This window comes from Brevibacillus fulvus (assembly GCF_016908525.1).
Classification (GTDB): Bacteria; Bacillota; Bacilli; order Brevibacillales; family Brevibacillaceae; genus Brevibacillus_G; species Brevibacillus_G fulvus.
Map to the genome: position 1 here is coordinate 105,060 of NZ_JAFBEB010000010.1, position 19,703 is coordinate 124,762.

Annotated in this window: 21 protein-coding genes, 1 riboswitch and 1 other annotated feature (1 of these 23 only partly in view); of the genes, 18 read left to right on the plus strand and 3 right to left on the minus strand. The window is 49.8% G+C overall.

From position 1 onward, the window contains the following. Nucleotides 1-8 precede the first annotated feature (8 nt). The 7 genes from JOD01_RS14245 (at nt 9) to JOD01_RS14275 (ending at nt 5,625) form a co-directional block, all read left to right on the plus strand. Nucleotides 9-2,030, plus strand: coding sequence for a methyl-accepting chemotaxis protein (locus JOD01_RS14245; RefSeq protein WP_204518983.1), 2,022 nt, complete (start codon nt 9-11; stop codon nt 2,028-2,030). A 211-nt stretch (nt 2,031-2,241) separates the two neighbouring features. Continuing rightward, nucleotides 2,242-2,688, plus strand: coding sequence for a Dps family protein (locus tag JOD01_RS14250; RefSeq protein ID WP_204518984.1), 447 nt, complete (start codon nt 2,242-2,244; stop codon nt 2,686-2,688). Nucleotides 2,689-2,828: 140 nt separating this feature from the next. Then, complete coding sequence (locus JOD01_RS14255) at nt 2,829-3,779, plus strand: VOC family protein (RefSeq protein ID WP_204518985.1); 951 nt, start codon at nt 2,829-2,831, stop codon at nt 3,777-3,779. Continuing rightward, nucleotides 3,776-4,384, plus strand: coding sequence for an alpha/beta hydrolase (locus JOD01_RS14260; RefSeq protein WP_204518986.1), 609 nt, complete (start codon nt 3,776-3,778; stop codon nt 4,382-4,384). Before JOD01_RS14255 ends, JOD01_RS14260 begins: the two co-directional genes overlap by 4 nt. Before the next feature lie 156 nt (nt 4,385-4,540). Beyond that, entirely contained in the window at nt 4,541-4,771 is a 231-nt protein-coding gene (locus tag JOD01_RS14265) for a spore coat associated protein CotJA (protein ID WP_204518987.1), read from the plus strand. Continuing rightward, nucleotides 4,768-5,037 (plus strand): spore coat protein CotJB, encoded by a 270-nt coding sequence (locus JOD01_RS14270; protein ID WP_204518988.1) that lies wholly within the window; start codon nt 4,768-4,770, stop codon nt 5,035-5,037. Before JOD01_RS14265 ends, JOD01_RS14270 begins: the two co-directional genes overlap by 4 nt. 18 nt (nt 5,038-5,055) lie before the next feature. Further along, on the plus strand, nt 5,056-5,625 hold the full coding sequence (locus JOD01_RS14275; protein WP_204518989.1) for a manganese catalase family protein: 570 nt from the start codon (nt 5,056-5,058) through the stop codon (nt 5,623-5,625). A 76-nt stretch (nt 5,626-5,701) separates the two neighbouring features. Here the strand turns inward: JOD01_RS14275 and JOD01_RS14280 are convergent, their stop codons facing one another. Then, a complete protein-coding gene (locus tag JOD01_RS14280) occupies nt 5,702-6,283 on the minus strand; it encodes an adaptor protein MecA (protein WP_204518990.1) in 582 nt (193 codons plus the stop codon). A 321-nt stretch (nt 6,284-6,604) separates the two neighbouring features. Between JOD01_RS14280 and JOD01_RS14285 the strand changes: the two genes are divergently transcribed. Next, entirely contained in the window at nt 6,605-7,144 is a 540-nt protein-coding gene (locus JOD01_RS14285) for a 1,2-dihydroxy-3-keto-5-methylthiopentene dioxygenase (protein ID WP_204518991.1), read from the plus strand. Nucleotides 7,145-7,232: 88 nt separating this feature from the next. Here JOD01_RS14285 and JOD01_RS14290 read toward each other — a convergent pair whose 3' ends face one another. Beyond that, nucleotides 7,233-8,768, minus strand: coding sequence for a glycine betaine uptake BCCT transporter (locus tag JOD01_RS14290; protein ID WP_204518992.1), 1,536 nt, complete (start codon nt 8,766-8,768; stop codon nt 7,233-7,235). Between the two features lie 219 nt (nt 8,769-8,987). On the opposite strand from JOD01_RS14290, the gene JOD01_RS14295 reads away from it, so the two are divergent. From JOD01_RS14295 to JOD01_RS19895, 10 genes are all read left to right on the plus strand, one after another. Further along, nucleotides 8,988-10,670 (plus strand): putative bifunctional diguanylate cyclase/phosphodiesterase, encoded by a 1,683-nt coding sequence (locus tag JOD01_RS14295; protein ID WP_204518993.1) that lies wholly within the window; start codon nt 8,988-8,990, stop codon nt 10,668-10,670. Between the two features lie 82 nt (nt 10,671-10,752). Further along, a riboswitch (SAM riboswitch) is annotated at nt 10,753-10,861 on the plus strand. A 9-nt stretch (nt 10,862-10,870) separates the two neighbouring features. Then, nucleotides 10,871-11,038, plus strand: coding sequence for a hypothetical protein (locus tag JOD01_RS14300; RefSeq protein ID WP_204518994.1), 168 nt, complete (start codon nt 10,871-10,873; stop codon nt 11,036-11,038). Further along, the gene (locus JOD01_RS14305) at nt 10,974-12,005 is read left to right on the plus strand and encodes a BMP family lipoprotein (RefSeq protein WP_204518995.1); all 1,032 of its coding nucleotides are present in this window, start codon (nt 10,974-10,976) and stop codon (nt 12,003-12,005) included. Before JOD01_RS14300 ends, JOD01_RS14305 begins: the two co-directional genes overlap by 65 nt. Before the next feature lie 138 nt (nt 12,006-12,143). Further along, on the plus strand, nt 12,144-13,634 hold the full coding sequence (locus JOD01_RS14310; protein WP_204519020.1) for an ABC transporter ATP-binding protein: 1,491 nt from the start codon (nt 12,144-12,146) through the stop codon (nt 13,632-13,634). After that, nucleotides 13,631-14,698 (plus strand): ABC transporter permease subunit, encoded by a 1,068-nt coding sequence (locus JOD01_RS14315; protein ID WP_204518996.1) that lies wholly within the window; start codon nt 13,631-13,633, stop codon nt 14,696-14,698. The genes JOD01_RS14310 and JOD01_RS14315 overlap by 4 nt, the downstream gene beginning before the upstream one ends. Further along, nucleotides 14,682-15,602: an ABC transporter permease gene (locus tag JOD01_RS14320; protein WP_204518997.1), complete on the plus strand. Its 921-nt coding sequence runs from the start codon at nt 14,682-14,684 to the stop codon at nt 15,600-15,602. The genes JOD01_RS14315 and JOD01_RS14320 overlap by 17 nt, the downstream gene beginning before the upstream one ends. A 33-nt stretch (nt 15,603-15,635) precedes the next feature. Then, complete coding sequence (locus JOD01_RS14325) at nt 15,636-16,301, plus strand: sulfite oxidase-like oxidoreductase (RefSeq protein WP_204518998.1); 666 nt, start codon at nt 15,636-15,638, stop codon at nt 16,299-16,301. 1 nt (nt 16,302) lies between these two features. Then, nucleotides 16,303-17,019 carry a nucleoside phosphorylase gene (locus tag JOD01_RS14330; RefSeq protein ID WP_204518999.1) on the plus strand — a complete coding sequence of 239 codons (717 nt, stop codon included), beginning with the start codon at nt 16,303-16,305 and terminating at the stop codon, nt 17,017-17,019. A 111-nt stretch (nt 17,020-17,130) separates the two neighbouring features. After that, a complete protein-coding gene (locus tag JOD01_RS14335; RefSeq protein WP_420829091.1) occupies nt 17,131-18,399 on the plus strand; it encodes an aminopeptidase P family protein in 1,269 nt (422 codons plus the stop codon). Nucleotides 18,400-18,411: 12 nt separating this feature from the next. Next, nucleotides 18,412-18,534 (plus strand): hypothetical protein, encoded by a 123-nt coding sequence (locus tag JOD01_RS19895; protein ID WP_275581961.1) that lies wholly within the window; start codon nt 18,412-18,414, stop codon nt 18,532-18,534. On the opposite strand, the gene trpS is transcribed toward JOD01_RS19895, so the two are convergent. After that, a complete protein-coding gene (trpS, locus tag JOD01_RS14340; RefSeq protein ID WP_204519001.1) occupies nt 18,531-19,520 on the minus strand; it encodes a tryptophan--tRNA ligase in 990 nt (329 codons plus the stop codon). The genes JOD01_RS19895 and trpS overlap by 4 nt on opposite strands. A 50-nt stretch (nt 19,521-19,570) precedes the next feature. Then, nucleotides 19,571-19,703 (minus strand) — a binding site (T-box leader) (it continues 106 nt past the right edge of the window).

The following is a 19,703-nucleotide window of genomic DNA, read 5'->3' on the forward strand; positions in this document are numbered from 1 at the left end:
GAGAAGAAATGAAAACGAAATTTAGTTTCAAAAAGTTCAATACGACTTCGTTGCGCTTCAAGCTAGCCGTAATATTACTGCTTGTCGCCTTGTTGCCGATGCTCTGTACTACTATTTTTTATTCGGCATATTTTGACAACATGATGACCCAGGAGATTCAGGAAAAAGAGAACAACCTGGCGGAAGCGAATGCCACGACAGTTGACTATTTTGTCAACAAAAAAATTGAACTGACGCAGGAAATTATCAAACAGCATCCCGAATTCCGCAACGGTGATGTCGAACAAATCAAGAAGACGATGAAAGCGTTTGCGGAAGTGGACAGCGAGGTTGAATATTTTGCTTATATTAACAAAGACGGCATCAGTGTGAATGCTGAAGGTGTCCTGACCAATGTCACCGACCGGGATTATTTTATTCAATCCCGCGATACGAAAAAGCCATTTATCAGCGACTTGCTGATCAACAAGAAAAATGGCAAACATATTATCGTCGCCGCGGTTCCCATCCTGGATGAAAACCAAAACTACATCGGTGGAGTAAACTGTGTGCTCAATCCGGATATTTTGTCGCAGCTGACCAAGGGTATCAAAGTTGGACAAACCGGTTATGGTTATTTGATTTCTGCCAACGGTATGATATTGACACACCCTGAACCAGATCGGATCGGAAAAACGCTGGATGAAGCCTTTACCCCCGAACTGGCCAAAGTGTTTAAAGATAATGTAATTGCCAAAGAAAGCGGTACATTTACCTTCACCGCGCTCGATGGCTCCGAAAAAATCGGTTCGTTTAAAACCATTCCCAATCTCGGCTGGAGACTGGTGATTGTCGTTCCGGCTGAAGAAGTATTCGAACAGTTGACCACATCCATGCAGTTGGCGATCACCTTGATTGTCGTCGTGGCGATTTTGGCGATCATTATGGCTATCTTCGTGGCACGCCGGGCGATCAAACCGATCCTCCAAGTATCCGGTGCGATCAAGACACTGGCAAATGGTGATTTGACTCCGCGGCTGCAAATCAATTCCAAGGATGAAATCGGTCAGCTCTCGCACGATTTGAATGCCACTCTCGATTCGTTAAGCGCGATTATTGAACAAGCTCGCCAAGTGTCGGAGCAAGTGGCGGCATCTTCCGAACAGTTGACAGCGACTTCGGCTGAATCGGTTCAGGCGTCAAATCAAATCTCCCGTTCGATTCAAGAAATTGTGGGCGGAACGGAAAATCAATTGCAGGCTTCCGAGCAAACATCACGCGTTATGGACGAGATGGCAATCGGTATTCAAAGAGTGGCCGAATCTTCTTCGTCGGTTTCGGAAGCATGCCTCTCTTCGATGGATGAGGTGCAGCTGGGCAATCAGCGAATTGCCGATGCAATCTCGCAAATGAAGAAAATCAAGAATTCTGTCGGCTCGTCTGCGAAAGATGTCCAGATGCTGGAGGAATATTCGCAAAAAATTGGTCAGATCGTTTCCGTTATTACGGAAATTTCCAATCAGACGCAATTGCTCTCGCTCAATGCCTCGATTGAAGCGGCGCGGGCAGGTGAACACGGCAAAGGCTTCGCTGTTGTCGGGAATGAAGTGAAGAAATTGGCCGAGGAGTCAAAAAACTCTGCCGCCAACATTACCGAATTGATCACCGAAATCCAGGGGATGATCGTAAAAGCGGTAACAGCGATGAATGAAGGAGTCGTGGATGTAGAGAAAGGCGCAGAACTGCTGGATGATACCGGCAAGGTCTTCCATACTATCTCCAACACGTTCCAGCAAATTACCGAGCAAATTCAGGAAGTATCTGCCGCATCCCAGCAAATGTCGGCGAGCACAGAAGAAGTTTCCGCAACCATGACCGATATCGTCAATGTGTCGCAAGCGGCATATGACCGTTCGCAAGGAATTTTGACTGGGGCCCAGCAACAGTTGGCGGCGATGGAGGAAATCTCCAGCTCGACAAACAATTTGAGCAAACTGGCGCAGGAACTGCAGGAAGAGTTGGCCAAGTTCAAGATAGCCAACCGCTCTTAACCATCGCAAATATCGTTTTTGGGGCTGTCGAGCAACGTCTCGGCAGTCTTTTTTTTGCTCAGACGAGTTTTATCTATATATAAATAGAAAGCAGTTGGCAGACAAAGCTGGTTGTGATTTTTTGGCGTTTCCGTTTAGAAATCGAAGCTTCCAAGAAAACTAAGGAAGAAGGTGCGAGTCCAAAATTCGTAATAAAGGAGTAGGTTCTGCAATGAAGGCAACAAACGCACAGATGGAAGAGGTATTGAACAAACAGATTGCCAATTGGAGCGTGCTGTTTGTCAAATTGCACAATTACCATTGGTACGTCAAAGGCAATCAGTTTTTTACGTTGCATGCCAAGTTTGAGGAATTGTACAACGAAGCCTCCGGGCACATCGATGAATTGGCGGAACGGTTGTTGGCCATTCATGGCCGGCCGCTTGCGACGATGAGCGACTACCTGAAGTTCTCGACGATCAAGGAAGCGACCGGTACGGAAACAGCCGATCAGATGGTGCGGACGATTGTCTCCGATTTTTCGGCAATGATCGAGGAATTGAAAAAGGGCATGGATACAGCCGCTTCTCTCCATGATGAAACAACAGCGGACATGCTGCTGTCGATTCATACTTCGCTGGAAAAGCATGTATGGATGTTGCAGTCGTTTCTTGGCTGATCTCCGCAACGATCTCCCCTGCCTTCGTTCGTATATGGGGAGATTTTTTATAAGCCTCGTTGACAGGAGTCAGAATCAGGTGTACTATTATTTCAAATTTAAGATATGCAAATTCAAAACAATTTGCCGGAGGGATAACGGTGAACAAGCAAACAACAGGCATTCATCATATCACCGCATTTGCCAAAAATCCGCAGCAAAATATTGATTTTTATGTGGGTGTACTGGGACTGCGATTGGTAAAGAAAACGATTAATTTTGATGCGCCGGAAGTTTATCATTTTTATTTTGGCAATGAACAAGGAAGCCCCGGAACGATTATGACCTTCTTCCCTTGGCCAACGGCTCGCCGCGGCAAGATTGGCGGCGGTCAAGTGGGAACTACCAGCTTTGTCGTGCCGCCTGGTTCGCTGTCCTTTTGGGAGGAGCGGTTAGGCCGGTTCAACGTTGAAGTGCGCAAGTCAATGCGCTTCGGTGAAACCTATCTGCAATTTAATGACCATGAAGGCTTGCAGTTGGAATTGGTGGAACGGGAAGCAGGCGAAGACAGCAAGTGGTCGTTTGGCGGTGTGCCGGCAGATAAGGCGATCAAAGGCTTTGGCGGTGCTGTTTTGTTTAGCACGGTACCTGATCGGACCATGAAAACATTGGCAGATGTAATGGGCTTGCAAAAGGTTGCGGAAGAAGGAGATCTCGTTCGTTTTCAGGCAGCCGGCGATCTGGGCAATGTGATCGATATCAATGCACGACCGATGCCATGGGGAGCGGACGGAGCAGGTGTTGTCCACCATATTGCTTGGCGGGCCCAAGATTTTGACGACCACGAGGCATGGCGAACCCATCTCTTGGCCAGCGGCTTTCGGCCAACGCCAATTATTGACCGGCAATATTTTCACGCCATTTATTTCCGGGAAGAGGGCGGCATTCTTTTTGAAATTGCTACCGATCCCCCAGGTTTCCTGGTCGACGAGGAGTTTGACCGGTTGGGCGAAAAATTGATGTTGCCGGAATGGTTTGAAGCAAACCGCGGACAAATTGAAGCAGGCTTGCTGCCGATCGAAGTCCGGGTACTGGAGGAAGATCGGCAATGATCCACCTGTTTTCGCAAGGAGAAGATCGCAGCGCGCCAACGCTTGTCCTGTTTCACGGAACCGGCGGGACGGAGCGCGATCTGCTTCCGTTGGCGCGGATCGTTTCTCCCGCTTCGTCCGTTTTGAGCATCCGCGGAAATGTACTGGAGAACGGAATGCCGCGTTATTTCCGGCGACTGGCCGAAGGGATTTTTGACGAGGAAGATCTCGTTCTGCGCACAGCGGAACTGTACCAATTTTTAGAGGATGCCGCCCGGCAGTACGGAGTGGCGCGGGACAATTTTGTCGCCATCGGCTATTCCAATGGCGCCAATATCGCCGCCAGCCTGTTGTTTCATTATGGACAATCGCTGAAAGGAGCCATTTTGCACCATCCGATGGTTCCCCGGCGTGGCATCAAGCTGCCGGGACTCATGGATACAGCGGTGTTCATTGGAGCGGGAGCAAACGATCCGATCTGTTCCCGCGAAGAGACGGAGGAGCTCGCCAGCTTGTTGCGAGACGCGGGAGCGGACGTTTCTATCCACTGGGAACGGTCCGGCCATCAATTAACGAAAACGGAAGTTGATGCGGCAACCGCATGGTTTGAACGAAATTTTGGCTAAACAAAGCAGCCCAACGCGTGTTTCTACGGAGAACGTGTTGGGCTAATTTTTTTGGCGAAAGCGGGGAAAGGGCGGCTGCCCATCACTCTCTGTGCGTTTGCCGCATATTGTAATTTCGAAATAGTTGAATACACAAAAATACGAGGAGGATTTCATTTGCATCATTCACAGATCAGGGCATGGCGCCCTTATATCAGCCCGTTCGATCCGTGTCCGCCGCAAAAAGTGAAAACGTACATCGTGCCTCCCAACCTGTTTGTTGGCTTCCAGCCTCCGAACCTGCAGCAATTCCCCCCGGCGGCTGCCTTGAAGTACGGGACGTTGTGGCCAATTTTTTACAGTCCTTATGAAGGGCGAGGAGATCGAGAAATGAGTGATATCAAATGAGCGATATGAGACAGGTGGATGAACGTTATTACCAGTTGCTTGAACAATTGCAAGCGGTGGACTTTGTGCTGGTTGAACTGAACCTCTATCTGGATACGCATAACGATGACGTCGATGCGCTCAACCAGTTCAACTATTATGTGCAAGAGCGCTGGAAAATCGCGCGAGAAATCGAAAGCTCCTATGGACCGTTGCAAGGCTTTGGCAACAGCGCTTCCGGTTTTCCGTGGCAATGGGACGACACACCTTGGCCGTGGCAAGTGTAAGGGAAGGAGAAAAAGAATATGTGGTATTATGAGAAAAAACTGCAATATCCGGTTAGAGTGAGCAAATGTGATCCGTATATGGCGAAATTATTGTTGGAGCAATATGGCGGCGCCGATGGAGAACTGGCCGCGGCGTTGCGCTATTTGAATCAACGCTACACGATTCCCAACAAGGTAATCGGGCTGTTGAACGATATCGGCACAGAAGAATTTGCGCACTTGGAAATGATCGCGACGATGGTCTACAAACTAACAAAAGATGCCACCCCGGAACAGTTGCGGGCGGCCGGGCTGGCTGATCATTACGTAAATCATGACAAGGCGTTATATTATCAAAATGCTTCGGGAGTTCCTTGGACGGCTGCCTATATTCAGGCCAAGGGCGATCCGATTGCCGATTTGTATGAGGATATTGCGGCCGAAGAAAAGGCGCGGGCTACCTACCAATGGCTGATCGACATGACCGACGATGTTGATTTGCAGGACGGTTTGAAATTTTTGCGGCAGCGCGAGGTCGTGCACTCGCAACGATTCCGGGAAGCGGTGGAACTGCTAAAAGAAGAACGGGATCGCAAAAAAATCTTTTGACATCCCATATGTATGAAGATAGCCCGGCAGCACCATTCGCCAGGCTATCTGTATTTTAACCCCAAACAGCGGTTCGTTATGATGCGAAATAGACAGCAAATCGTTGGAACAGATGGTTGTCCACCAGGGACTTCCCGTACTCTTGCAACAGAGAAACGGTGAGATCAGCGTGAACGGCGTATTCCTCCATTATGGAAACAATCTCGGCAAGAGCCTGTTCTTCGATGGACTGTGATTTATCTAAGACGACATAGTACTTGTCCTGATAAAGGAACAACTGTCCGTCAATCTCTGGCGTGTCCGCCAGCCGAATGCCGCAAGAAATCAAATCCTCCACATCTTTGAAGTGAAAGACCAGGTTGTCTTTGGTGGGAACGGCAGTGATAAACACTTCCGATTCCGTAAGTTCGGGCGCATCCTGGAGCATCGTCACGGTGATGAAGGCTCCTTCGCCTGGTACATAAGAAACTTCCGTTTTGAAGGGGAGGTCATTGCTGAACTGTTGAGTAGACTCGGCAAACAACAGCAGTTCGTCGACCAAATCATTGATCATTTCGACATTCTTGGCATAATCGCCGATCGTGAAGCCTCGTTCGGTCAATTCGGCATGATCCAAGTAAGCAGAGATTCGTTGATTCCCTTTAAATTCAATTTTCATGGCAAGCCCTCCCGATGTGTACAGAATATACAAAGACGTGATATCAAAAGTGCCAGAAACAGGGGACGGTTGCAAATTGTAATTCAATTTGGATACCAAACAATATAACCGGAAACGACCGAGGAAGCAACAAGCAACTTATGGGAGCAAAAGGACAAACAGCGATGTTTTTATTTGTGGACGTCCGCGATATAATAAAGGAAGTAGAACCGAAATATTCGGGCTGGCAAATTCTCTGGAATTTTACGAAATATTTGATACAATACTAGGGAGAATTCAATAAATTCCGATTGGAATACTATGGAGAAAGAGGGATTGGCAATGGCTGAAATTCGCATCCGCAATACAAACGAGCGTATTAAAGGAAATGACAATGTGAAAGCATTTTTGGAGAAGCAAGGTGTCTTGTTTGAACATTGGGATACGGACAAACTGCCGGAAGAGCTCCGGGAAAAATTCGTACTCAGCGATGAAGAAAAAAATCAGATTCTCGCTACCTATGATGCGGAAATCCGCGATCTGGCCGAACGCAGAGGATATCGCACCTGGGATATTATCACGCTGTCGGAAGCAACTCCCAATCTCGATGAACTGCTGAAAAAGTTTGAGTCCGTGCACACCCATACCGAAGATGAAGTGCGGGCGATTACCGCCGGCAACGGCATTTTTATCATCAAAGGCTCCGATGACGTCGGCTATTTTGATGTTGAACTGGAAGCAGGGGACGTTATCTCGGTTCCCGAAAACAATCCGCACTTCTTTACCTTGATGGACAACCGGCAAGTGGTGGCTGTTCGTCTGTTTATTGAAACAGAGGGCTGGATTGCTCATCCGTTTCAAGATCCCGCTTTCCAAAAATAAGCAAACACCTGAAAAAAGCGTCTCAGCGAGCGAGACGCTTTTTTATTTGGAGGACGGCTCGCCAGCCTTGGCCGCTGGCGGCGGCATTTTAGGTTGTCGGATACTTTTCCGTCAGCAATTTATCCAGTTTCTTTTGTTTCTCTTTCAATCGCCCGCGGTATTCCCGTTCCTCGTCTTTTAACGACAGGTACAGAGAGATGCACATGCCCAGCATAATGACGGCAAAAGGCAAGGCCGTGACAATCGAAGCTGTTTGCAGCGCGTCAAGTCCGCCGCTCAGCAATAAAACCACTGCGACCAACGACTGAACAAGCCCCCAGGAAATTTTGATCCGGTTGGAAGGATTGAGATTTCCATTGGACGATAACATGCCCAGCACAAATGTGGCCGAATCGGCCGAAGTGATAAAAAAGGTTATGATCAGCAAAGTTGCCAAGATGACCACGATGGTACCGAGGGGGAGGTGCTGCAGAGTAATAAACAGCGCCGTTGTAATATCGTTTTGGACAGCCTCGCCAACGGGCAGATTCTCAAACATTTCTTGATGCAGCCCGGTCCCGCCGAATACAGAAAACCAGAAAAAACTGAGCAGGCTGGGGGTGAGCAAAACCCCGATCATAAATTCCCGGATCGTTCGGCCCTTGGAGACGCGAGCGATAAACGTTCCGACAAACGGAGCCCAAGCAATCCACCAAGCCCAGTAAAATAACGTCCAGTTTCGAATCCAGCTGCTTTCCACAAATGGAGTCAACCGCATGCTCATTTGAATAAGATTTTGCAAATAACTGCCCAAGGTGGTGGTAAAGGTGTCAAAAATAAAAAAGGTCGGGCCGAGCAACAAGGTAAACAGCAATAAGGCTGCCGCCAGCATGAGATTGGCGTTGCTCAAGATTTTCATTCCTTTATCCAGTCCGGATGTCGCAGAGATCAAATAAAGGACGGTGATCACTGCGATAATCAGCAACTGTATGATTATTGCGTTCGGAAGCCCCAGCAGATGCTTGAGCCCGCCGTTAATTTGCAAGGTGCCCAGTCCCAACGACGTCGCTACTCCAAACGCGGTGGCGATGATCGCCAATATATCAATCAACTTCCCGATCGGGCCATTGACGCGTTCCTTTAGCAGCGGATAAAAGGTAGCCGATATCAGTCCTTTTGTCCCTTTGCGAAACTGAAAATAAGCCAATGACAAGGCAATGACGCCATAGATTCCCCAAGGATGCAGTCCCCAATGAAAAAAAGAGTAGCGCATAGCCGCCCTGGCTGCTTCCGGAGACTGCGGGACAATCTCTGCTGGCGGCTCGAAATAATGAGAGACCGGTTCCGCCACACCCCAGAAAACAAGGCCGATTCCCATTCCGGCGCTGAACAGCATGGCAAACCAGCTTAGGGTCGAGTATTCGGGTTCGTCATCATCGTTGCCAAGCCTTATGTGTCCAAATTTACTAAAAGCGAGATAGAGACAAAAGATCAAATAGAAAAAGGTAACGATTAAATAAAACCAGCCAAACTTAGCTGTTGTGAAGGCCAGCAGCTCGTTCGCGGTTTCCGCGAAGTGCACGGGAGAAACGATTCCCCACAATACAAAGAGGAGAATAATTCCGATGGAGGTGATGAAGGTCATAGCTGAAAGAACCTCCTACTTATTGATGTACTTCTGATGGTGTAGGATTCCCCAAGCGTTAGCTAAACATGACAGAAACGGCAAAAATGAACGTTTCCCAGGCAGTAAGCGGGATATTCGCTGAGACGACACATTTTTCAGGCGGGACAGGATTCCGTTTTGTCCAAAAAGATAGTAAAATAGTCACGATTCCAGCCAAATATAAGGAGAATAGTTCGTATGAAGCAAATGTCCACAAAAGTCCGTCAACGTTTTGCCATGCTTGTGTACAACCTTATGTCTGAAGGGGTACTGGTTACGGACCGAGATGGGCTGATTCGAGAAATAAATCCAGCGTTTACCAAGGTGACCGGATACACCTTGCCGGATGTATATGGGAAAAAACCAAGTATTCTGAAGTCAGGACATCATAATGAACAGTTTTACCAAAACATGTGGGCATCCATCCATCAAAAGGGAAGTTGGGAAGGGGAAATTTGGAATCGGAAAAAAGACGGTGAAATTTATATCCAAAAACTAAAAATGATGACGCTGCTCGATGAAGAGGAGCGGACTCTCGGGTATTTGGGGATTTTCAGCGATATTACCACCACGAAAAAATTCGAGAAACGTCTGCATTTCCAATATACACACGATCCGTTGACCGAACTGGCCAATCGCAATTCCTTTATGGCCAACTTGCAGACGGTATTGGCCACCGCAGACGGCCAGGACCGGATTCCGACAGTCGTAATGCTGAATCTTGCCCAATTTCGCCAAGTGAACGAAAGCTTCGGTTCACACTTTGGCGATCAACTGTTGCAGGCGGTCGCGCAGCGCTTGGCGCAAATCATCGGACAGCAAGGAATGGTTGCCCGAATGGGCGGAGATGAGTTTGCCATCCTGTTGTTATCGATCAAACAGCTGGATGAAATAACCAGCGTGATACATAAAATTGTGTCGGCTTTCGAACAACCGTTCAGCATCGAAGATCAAGATCTGGCCGTTCATTTGAATATCGGCATCAGCATTTATCCTTATGATGGGACAGAGGGTGAGTCCTTGATCCGGAACGCGGAAATGGCTATGTTTTTGACCAAGGAAACGGGTGGGACGAGTTATCGTTTCTATACTTCGGATATGAACGATATGGCCGGGAAAAGGCTGAAGCTGGAAATCGGTTTGCGCAAAGCACTGGAACGTGGTGAACTGACCGTCTACTACCAGCCCAAAATGGAATTGGCGACCAATCAAATCAAAGGTGTAGAGGCGCTGATTCGCTGGCAACATCCGCAGCGCGGGTTGGTTTCCCCGGGTGAATTTATCCCGGTTGCCGAGGAAACCGGCCTGATCATTCCGATCGGAGCATGGGTACTGCGGACCGCTTGTGAACAGGTTGTACGTTGGCAAAAGGCGGGTCTGCCTCCGCTCAAGCTGGCGGTCAATTTGTCCGGCAAACAGTTTAGCCAGGAAAATCTGGTCGGAATGATCAAGCAAATTTTGCAGGAAACGGGATTGTCGCCAGAATGGCTGGAGCTGGAAATTACGGAAAGCACGGCAATGAACAATGTTGCGCAGGCGATCGAAATCATGAATGAATTGAAGCGGCATGGCATCAGCCTCTCCATTGACGATTTTGGCACAGGCTATTCTTCGCTCAGCTATATCAGCCGGTTTCCGATCAGCACGTTGAAAATCGACCAATCCTTTATTCGGGAAATGATCGAGAGGCAAGACCATATGGCCATTGTGAAAGCGATCATCTCCCTGTCGAAAAGCTTGCAATTAAAAGTGATCGCCGAAGGGGTGGAGCATGACCAACAACGCGATTATTTGGAACAACTCGACTGCCATGAGATTCAGGGCTATCTGATCAGCCCGCCGGTGCCGGCGAATGATTTGGAAAAACTTTTGCGCGATTAATGGGATCAAATGTGTGCGGACCGTTTGTTGACATTTTGTATCAATCTTGCTACTATTCATTCATATTGTTCAGAAAACACAGCTCTTATCGAGAGAGGCGGAGGGTCTGGCCCGATGAAGCCCGGCAACCCCTTGAAGCGATGGCTTCAGGAAGGTGCCAATTCCTGCAGGATTTTCCTGAAAGATAAGGGAGAGTGCACATGAAAGACAAGCCTCTTCCTAAGGAAGAGGCTTTTTTGCTGTCAACGTTTTCGGAATTGAAAAAAATTTGCAACCAATCGGGAGAGGGAGCGGGAGAGAAAGATGAAAAAGGCAATGATGGCATTATCGTTCGTCGCTTTGCTGGCGGCTGGCTGCTCGGGGAATAACCAGGCGGCGACGGAAAACACCGGGGGAAACGGAGAGCAGCCTCAGCAGGCGAAGCAGAAGGTGGCGCTCATTCTTCCTGAAAAAATTGGGGTAAACCCGTTTTTTCAACTGATGGATGAAGGGACGAAGAAAGCGGCAGAGGAATTTGGAGTAGAGGAAAAAACAATCGAGTCGACCGATCAGGCCGCCATTGAGCAAAATTTGCGGGTAGCAGTTGCGGAAGGTTACGATTTGATCATTACGTCTTCGTTTGAATCGGAGGATGCTTTGAAAAAAGTGGCCGCCGAAAATCCGGACAAAAAATTCGCTGTCATTGACACGGTCGTCGATTTGCCCAATGTGCGCAGCGTCGTCTTTCGCGAACAAGAAGCAGCTTATTTGGTGGGGGCAGCTGCAGGGTTATCGACCAAAACCAACAAGCTGGGCGTCGTAGCCGCTCAAGATATCCCGATGTTGAAAAAGTGGACGGTCAGTTTTCAAGAGGGTGTAAAAGCGACCAATCCAAACGCTTCCGTGTCGGTCAACTATGTGGGCAGCTTCTCCGATCCGGCGAAGGCGAAAGAATTGGCCTTGCTGCAAAACTCGCAAGGAGCTGATTTTGTCTTCGGCGCCTCCGCGGTCGGCGATTTGGGTGTGTTCGAAGCAGCCAAGGAAAAGAATTTCTATACATCGGGACAAGACGTAGACCGGACCGAAATGGACCCGGCGCATATCGTCTTGTCACAATTAAAAGATACCGATGCGGTAGCCTATGATACGGTCAAACAGTTCGCGCAAGGAAACTATCAACCGGGCGTATCCGAATATGGCTTAAAAGAAAACGGGGTGGGCGTGACCTATATCACCCATGAGAGCAAAACGCCGGTCAATCCGTTTATTTCGCAGGAGACGATCAAAAAAGTCAAACAGATCAAAGATGACATCATTTCCGGCAAGATTACGGTCGCCGATCCAACCAAGCAATAAAATTGCATAGAACCGAACCGGCTGCGTCTCGCGCAGACGGTTCTCTTCTTTTTCGACTGCTAGATCGTCAAATATCGCTTTGGCACGAAGACTCGGCTAAACAGAAAGGAAGGCGCGACAGTGGAAACCATCTTGGAAATGGAGCGGATTACGAAAAAATACGGGCAATTTACCGCTAACCAGGAGATCAGCTTTGCTTTGCGCGAGGGGGAGATTCACGCCATCGTTGGCGAAAACGGGGCGGGGAAAACGACGTTGATGCGAATTTTATACGGGATGGAACAACCGACTTCCGGCACGATCCGTATCCATGGGGCAGAAAAGCGGTTTGCGAATCCTGCGGAAGCGATTGACAGCGGAATCGGTATGGTACACCAACACTTTATGCTGTTTCCTTCCCGAACGATTGCAGAAAATATTGTAATCGGCAACGAACCGCGAAAATCGATCTGGTTTGACCGGAAACAGGCGATTGCTCAGGTGGGAGCGTTGGCCGAACGGTTTCGGCTGCCCATCGCCCCTGGGCAAAAGGTAGGGGATTGCCCGTTGGGGACACAGCAGCGGGTGGAAATTTTGAAAGTGCTGTACAACGGTGCCAAAATCATTATTCTCGATGAACCGACCGCCGTTTTGACGCCATTGGAAGTAAAGGAATTGCTCATCACTTTGCGCGGGTTGGCCGAGCAAGGGAAAAGCATCATCCTGATCACGCACAAACTGCATGAAGTGATGGAAGTGGCGGATCGGATCACTGTGCTGCGCAATGGTCGGGTGACCGGACAGCTTGAAGCCAGTCAAACGACTGTGGAGGAAGTTTCCCGCTTGATGGTGGGCCGGGAATTGGACGGCATCAGACGGGAAACGCAACAAGCCGGGCAACCGCTTTTACAAGTAAACAGGCTGTTTATTCGGGGGAAAAAGGGAAAACCGCTGCTGGATCATGTTTCCTTTCATGTGCGCAGCGGCGAAATTGTCGGAATTGCCGGTATCTCCGGAAATGGGCAGTCGGAGCTTGTCCAAGCCTTGACCGGTTTGCTGCCGGTTGATGAAGGAACGGTCCTGCTTCAAGGCAAGGAGATCACCAATCGCTCCGTTAAACAGATCAGGGAAGCGGGGCTGGCGCATATTCCCGAAGACCGGTATTTGTGGGGAACGGCCAAGGAAGCCAGCGTCAAGGACAACGCCATCATGGGGCATCACCGCTTAAAGGAATTTCAACGCGGGGGCATTCTTCGCCAGCGAAAGTTGGATCAGCTGGTTACCGGTTGGATCAACTCGTTTGCGATCAAAACGAGTTCACTTGCCAACAAGGCGCAAAACTTGTCGGGGGGGAATTTGCAAAAGGTGATTGTTGCGCGGGAAATTGGACACGCAACTCCTTTTTTGCTGGCTTGCGAACCGACGCGTGGCGTCGATATCGGGGCGATGGAGTTTATTCATCAGCAACTGATGGACAAGCGGAATCGGGGCGAAGCTGTCTTGCTCGTCTCTTCGGAATTGTCGGAGATTATGACGTTGTCTGACCGGATTCTGGTCATGTTTGAAGGAAAAGTGGTTGGGGAGCTAAACGCAGAAACAGCCACAGAAGAACAAATCAGCTTGCTGATGGCCGGAGGTAAACAGCCGTGAAACAATGGAAACAAACACTTTCTTCGCTGATCCATCCTTTGATCGCCCTGTTGATCGGGTTTCTTGCCGGCGCGATCGCGATCTCGGTGACCGGAACCCCGATCTTGCAAGCATACCAAGAGATGTGGACCGGCGCGTTTGGCAATTTATATTTTTTGACAAGCACATTGGCCCGCTCTACGCCAATCATTTTGCTCGGTTTGGGGATTTCGCTCGCTTTTCGCTCCGGTTACTTTAATCTGGGAGCGGAAGGACAGATGGTGCTGGGGGCGGTTGCCGCTGCCTTGACAGCGCTTTATATGCCCGGATCGGGGATCGTCAAGCTGCTGGCTGCTATGGCGGCAGGGATGATTGCCGGCGGGCTCTGGTCGCTGCTGGCCGCATGGATGGACGCCAAATTTAAAGTCAATCTGCTGATCTCTACCCTGCTCTTAAACTATATTGCCAGTTTGTTTGCCGGCTATCTGGTGACCGAACCGTTTAAAGATACGACCGGCTCCGCAGCGTTGGCGCAAAGCCGAATGATTGAACAAGGAGCGTGGCTGCCCAAGCTGTTTGCGGGAATGAGCCTTCATGCCGGGTTTGTTTTGGCTGTAGTGATTGCCATTTTATTGACCTTATTGCTTCGTTATACGGTGTTTGGATATGAATTGAAAATTACCGGTCAAAATCCGCTGTTTGCCGCCTATGGCGGGGTGAATCGGACGAGAGTCATGATTTTGTGCATGTTGACCAGCGGGGCGTTGGCAGGATTGGCGGGGACTGTGGAAGTGTTGGGTTCGCAATACCGCTATATCGATGGATCGCTGACCGCCCCGGGATATGCCTGGACAGGCTTGATGGCCACCTTGCTGGCCAATTCCAATCCGCTTGGCACGACGATTGCCGCCGTCTTTTTGGCTGCTTTGCAAACAGGGGCAATGGGATTGGAGCGGAATACGAACGTGCCGTTGGAAATCTCCAGCGTCATTCAAGCGGCCTTGATTTTGTTTATTTCCGCCCGGTTCACCTATTCTTTTTTGAAACGGAGAAAGGAGGAGAAAAACAATGGAGCAACTGTTTGATCTTTCTCTGTTAAATTCGACGGTTCGGATGGTCACGCCCATCCTGCTGGCCGCGTTGGGCGGGTCGCTTTGCGCCAGAGTGGGGATTTTCAATGTAGCTTTGGAAGGCTTGGTGCTTGTCGGGGCATTCGGAGCCATTTTGGGCAATGCGCTGACAGGCAATCTGTTCCTCGCCGTTCTGATCGCCATCGGCAGTGTACTGTTGTTTTCTTTGCTGTTTGCCTATATTACGATCCACTTGCGGGCGAACGAGATTGTGGCGGGTGTGGCGCTCAACTTTTTGGCTGCCGGATTGACCACTTTTTTGCTTCGTACCATTTTCTCCGTGAAAGGCGCTTATTACGATAACGAGATGCATGGCTTGCCTGCCTGGGATTTGCCGTTTCTGCAGCAGATTCCGGTTCTGGAACAACTGTTTTCCGGCCATACGCCGCTCGTCTGGCTGGCTTACTTGTTTGTGATCGGGTTGCACCTCTTCTATTTTAAAAGCGTAGCAGGCTCCCGACTGCTGGCGGTCGGCGAAAACCCGGTGGCAGCGCAAAGCATCGGTTTGAAAGTGCGGAAAATTCAATATGCCGCTATTCTCGGCTGCGGGCTGTTCTGCGGTTTGGCAGGCGCCCAGCTTTCGCTCGGACAAGTAACCATGTTCTCCGAAGGGATGACAGCCGGTCGGGGCTATATCGCGCTGGTCGCGATGATGCTGGGGCAGTCCAACCCTGTCGGTATGCTTGCTTCCAGTCTGCTGTTTGGCTTCATGGACGCCTTGAGCATTCGGCTGCAAGGGTTGTCGATCCCGACGCATTTTACACTGATGCTGCCTTATGTGATGACCGTCATCGCAATGTTCTTTTTCCGCGACAAGAGTTATCTCAAAAACACCGGGGCGAACAGCAGTGCCAGATAGGAAAGCGGCAAGCGAACAAAAGGAGAGATGAAAATGAATGATAAAGCCGATAGAATCAAGCGAATGAAACTTCCGCCGGTTGATCCGGCGTTGGCTCATCGCTTGCCCCCAGGCCAGATTTTGACGGAACGGTTTCCGATCCTGCACGAAGGTGAAGTGCCGACCTACGATATGGACAAGTGGACACTGCGCATATTTGGGGAAGTCGAAGCGGAGAAACAATTTTCGTATGCTGAGCTGATGCGGTTGCCGCAACGCAAATTGGTCACCGATATCCATTGTGTCACCAGATGGTCTCGCTTTGACAATGAGTTTGAAGGAATCCGGTTTCGCGATTTGCTGGAGACGGTGCAGATCAAACCGCAAGCCAAATATGTGATGATTCACGCCGACTACGACTATGACACCAATTTGCCATTGTCCGAACTGTTGGGGGACAACGTCTTGCTGGCGCATAAATGGGGCGGAGAAAAGTTGACCGCAAAACATGGGTGGCCGCTGCGATTGGTCGTCCCCCACTTGTATTTCTGGAAAAGCGCCAAGTGGATCAGAGGAATCGAGCTGATGAGCGAAGATCGGCCCGGATTTTGGGAACGCAACGGTTTTCACAATGAGGCAGACCCGTTCAAGGAACAGCGCTTTTCCGGGGAAGCGTTGCCGATTCCGGAAGATGAATGGGAGCGAAAGGAGTACGATTGAGATGTTTTTGCCGATCTTGGAAGTTAACGCGGAAGATTTGCCGCAGCGTGCGATCGTTTGCGGTGACCCGCGCCGTGCAGAAAAAATCGCCAGTCGCTTGACCGACTGCCGTGAGTTGGCCTTTAGTCGCGAATACCGCACGTTTGTCGGGAAATGGGACGGAATCGAAGTGGCAGTTGTCAGCCATGGCGTGGGATCGCCGGGAGCGGCGGTCTGTTTTGAGGAATTGATCAAAGGAGGAGTCACCATCTTGATCCGGGTCGGCACAGCCGGCTCATATTCCGCTGAACTTCCGCCAGGCAGTCTGGTTGTCAGCACAGCGGCTGCCCGGGAAGAAGGGCTGACGCGCCAACTGGTGCCGCTGGGCTTTCCTGCTGTTGCCGACGGACAGATCGCGCAGCTGCTGTATGAAAATGCCGCCAAGCTGGATGGAATTGTAAAGAAGGGGATCACAGTCTCCTACGATGCCTTTTTTACAGGGGTCGAGCCGCTTCCCCATGACAAATACAAACGGGCCGGCATCGTCGCAGCCGAAATGGAAATCTCCGCTTTGTATGTGGTCGCTTCGCTCCGGGGAGCGCGGGCCGGCGCAATTGTCGCCATCGATGGTTTTGCCGATGCCGATCTTGCCCAAGAGTACAATCCGCACAAATCCGCTGTCAGCGAGGGCGTCGAGCGGGAAATTGAAGCGGCGCTGGCAACGATTGTAAAAGTATAGGCGGGTTTGTCCAACGGCTTTTGGCTCAGAAGGATCGCTTCTTGCAACAATTATGATAATCTTAAAGGAAGCACTGAACTTTTGCGTCAAATGGAGGGAAAAGCCGTTATGCTGGAGCCAGCTTTTTTCACAGCGAAACGAACAGAAGTGGGACAATATCTGGAAGACGATTCCATTCTTGTGCTCTTTTCCGGATTCGCCCCGCACAAATCCGCCGATGCCACCTACACGTTTACCGTTAACCGCAACTTTTATTATTTGACCGGCGTGGATCGGGAACAGATGATCCTTTTGATCAGCAAGCAAGGTGGAAAAACAACGGAAACATTGTTTATCGAACGGGCTGATCCGGTTATGGAAAAATGGGTCGGAAAAAAAACGACGGTTGAAGAAGCAAGGGCCGCTTCGGGAATCGCGCAGATACGCTTTGTCGACCAGTTTACGGTCCAATTGAACCGCATCATGAGCAATGGTCGCTATCGTTACCTCTATCTTGATTTGGAACAAACCGGATGGGACAGCCCTGTCGGCAAAGCGCAGCAATTCGCCGATGAAATGTTGAAACGTTACCCTTACTTATCCGTCCAAAATGTGTATCCGCAGCTTGCCAAAATGAGGACGATCAAATCGCCGGAAGAAGTCAGCCTGATTAAAAAAGCGATTGAGATTACGAAACAAGGGATTTTGCAAATGTGGGAACATGCGCGCCCCGGGCAGATGGAATATCAACTGGAGGCTTATTTTAACTTTACCCTGCGCGCCGCGGGGGTAAAGGAACATGCCTTTGCGCCGATTGTCGCCAGCGGAGGAAATGCAACGATTCTGCATTATGAGGAAAATCATCATCCAGTCAAAGACGGCAGTCTCGTCCTGCTCGATCTCGGAGCCTCCTATCAATATTATAACGCCGACATCAGCCGGACGTTTCCGATCAACGGCAAGTTTAGCGAGCGCCAGAAGCTGATCTATCAAATCGTATTGAAAGCGGAGCTGGAGACGATCAAAGCGGTCAAGCCGGGAGTTCCTTTCCGCAGCCTGAACGAACGAACCAAACAGGTGCTGGCCGAAGAATTAATCAAGATCGGGTTGATCAAAAAGCCGGAGGAACTGTCCCGTTACTATTACCATGGAGTCAGCCATTATCTCGGTTTGGATACGCATGATGTCGGCGAATATGACCGCGTGTTGGCGCCGGGAATGGTGTTGACGATAGAACCGGGACTTTATATCGCAGAAGAAGAGATCGGAATTCGCATTGAGGATGACGTGCTTGTGACGGAAACGGGATGTGAGGTGCTGTCCCAAGATTTGATCAAAACCGTGGACGAAATCGAGGCGTTCATGGCCAAGGCGAAACAAAAGTCGGTCTGGATTCGGTAGAGGCGGCCCTGTTTGGCAAAACAAACAGGTTTGTCATTTAAAACAAGCAGCGAGGCAATTTGCTCGCTGCTTGTTTTCTTCTATGATAGGGGGCTGGCGGCAGCAGACAAGCAAACGGCCAGCTTTACAGGTTAACGGCTTCTTGCCATGCCCATCGCCTGTTCGACTTTCTGCAAGGTCTGATTGGCGACCGAATTGGCTTTTTCTGCCCCTTGATCAAGAATGTCATCCAGCGCCGAGGAATGGTAAAGTTCATTAAACCGCTGCTGAATCGGCCGCATGGTTTGCAGAATCGCTTCAGCCAAGTCGCTCTTGAATTGGCCATAACCGACTCCTTGATATTGCTGCTCGAGCTCATCGATGCTTTTTCCGCTGCAGAGCGAGTAGATCGACAGCAGATTGGAGATAGCCGGTTTCTCCTCCGGATTGTAGTGAATTTGATTGTCCGAATCGGTCTGTGCCCGTTTGACTTTTTGCACAATCGTCTTTTCGTCATCCAGCATCGAGATGAATCCACCCGGGTTTGGATCTGACTTGCTCATTTTCTTGCCGGGATCTTGCAGCGACATGATGCGTGCGCCGACTTTGGGCACGCGAATTTCCGGAATGGTAAAAACTTCTCCATAGCGCTTGTTGAACCGTTCTGCCAGATCGCGGGTTAATTCCAGGTGCTGTTTTTGATCATCGCCGACCGGAACAAGATTCGTGTTATACAGGAGAATGTCGGCCGCCATCAACGGAGGGTAGACGAGCAATCCGCCGGGGATTGCTTCACCGCGTCCTTGCGCCTTGTCTTTGAATTGCGTCATACGCTCCAATTCACCGAGGTAAGCCGTACACATCATGATCCAGCCCAGTTTGGCGTGTGCCGGGACTTCCGATTGGATAAACAAGGTAATTTTCGACGGATCGAGTCCGACAGCCAAATAAAGCGCGGCCAGTCGTCTGCTGTTTTCGCGAAGCGTGCTTGGATCTTGCGGGACAGTGATCGCGTGCTGATTGACGATGCAAAAGTAACAATTGTAGTCATCTTGCAGCTCGACAAATTGTTTCATTGCCCCCAGATAGTTGCCCAAAGTGATAATGCCACTGGGCTGAATACCGGAAAATATCGTTGCCATTCAAACCACTCCTTGTGGGGAAAATAAAAAAGGTCCACTCTCTCCCTCTAAAAAGGGACGAATGAACCGCGGTGCCACCCTCATTATTTCAACAAAGTTGAAATCACTTACTGCGCATAGTTTCCTATGCGATACCCGGGATAACGTTCGGGCGCAACGCCAAAGCCTACTGTAACGTTCGGT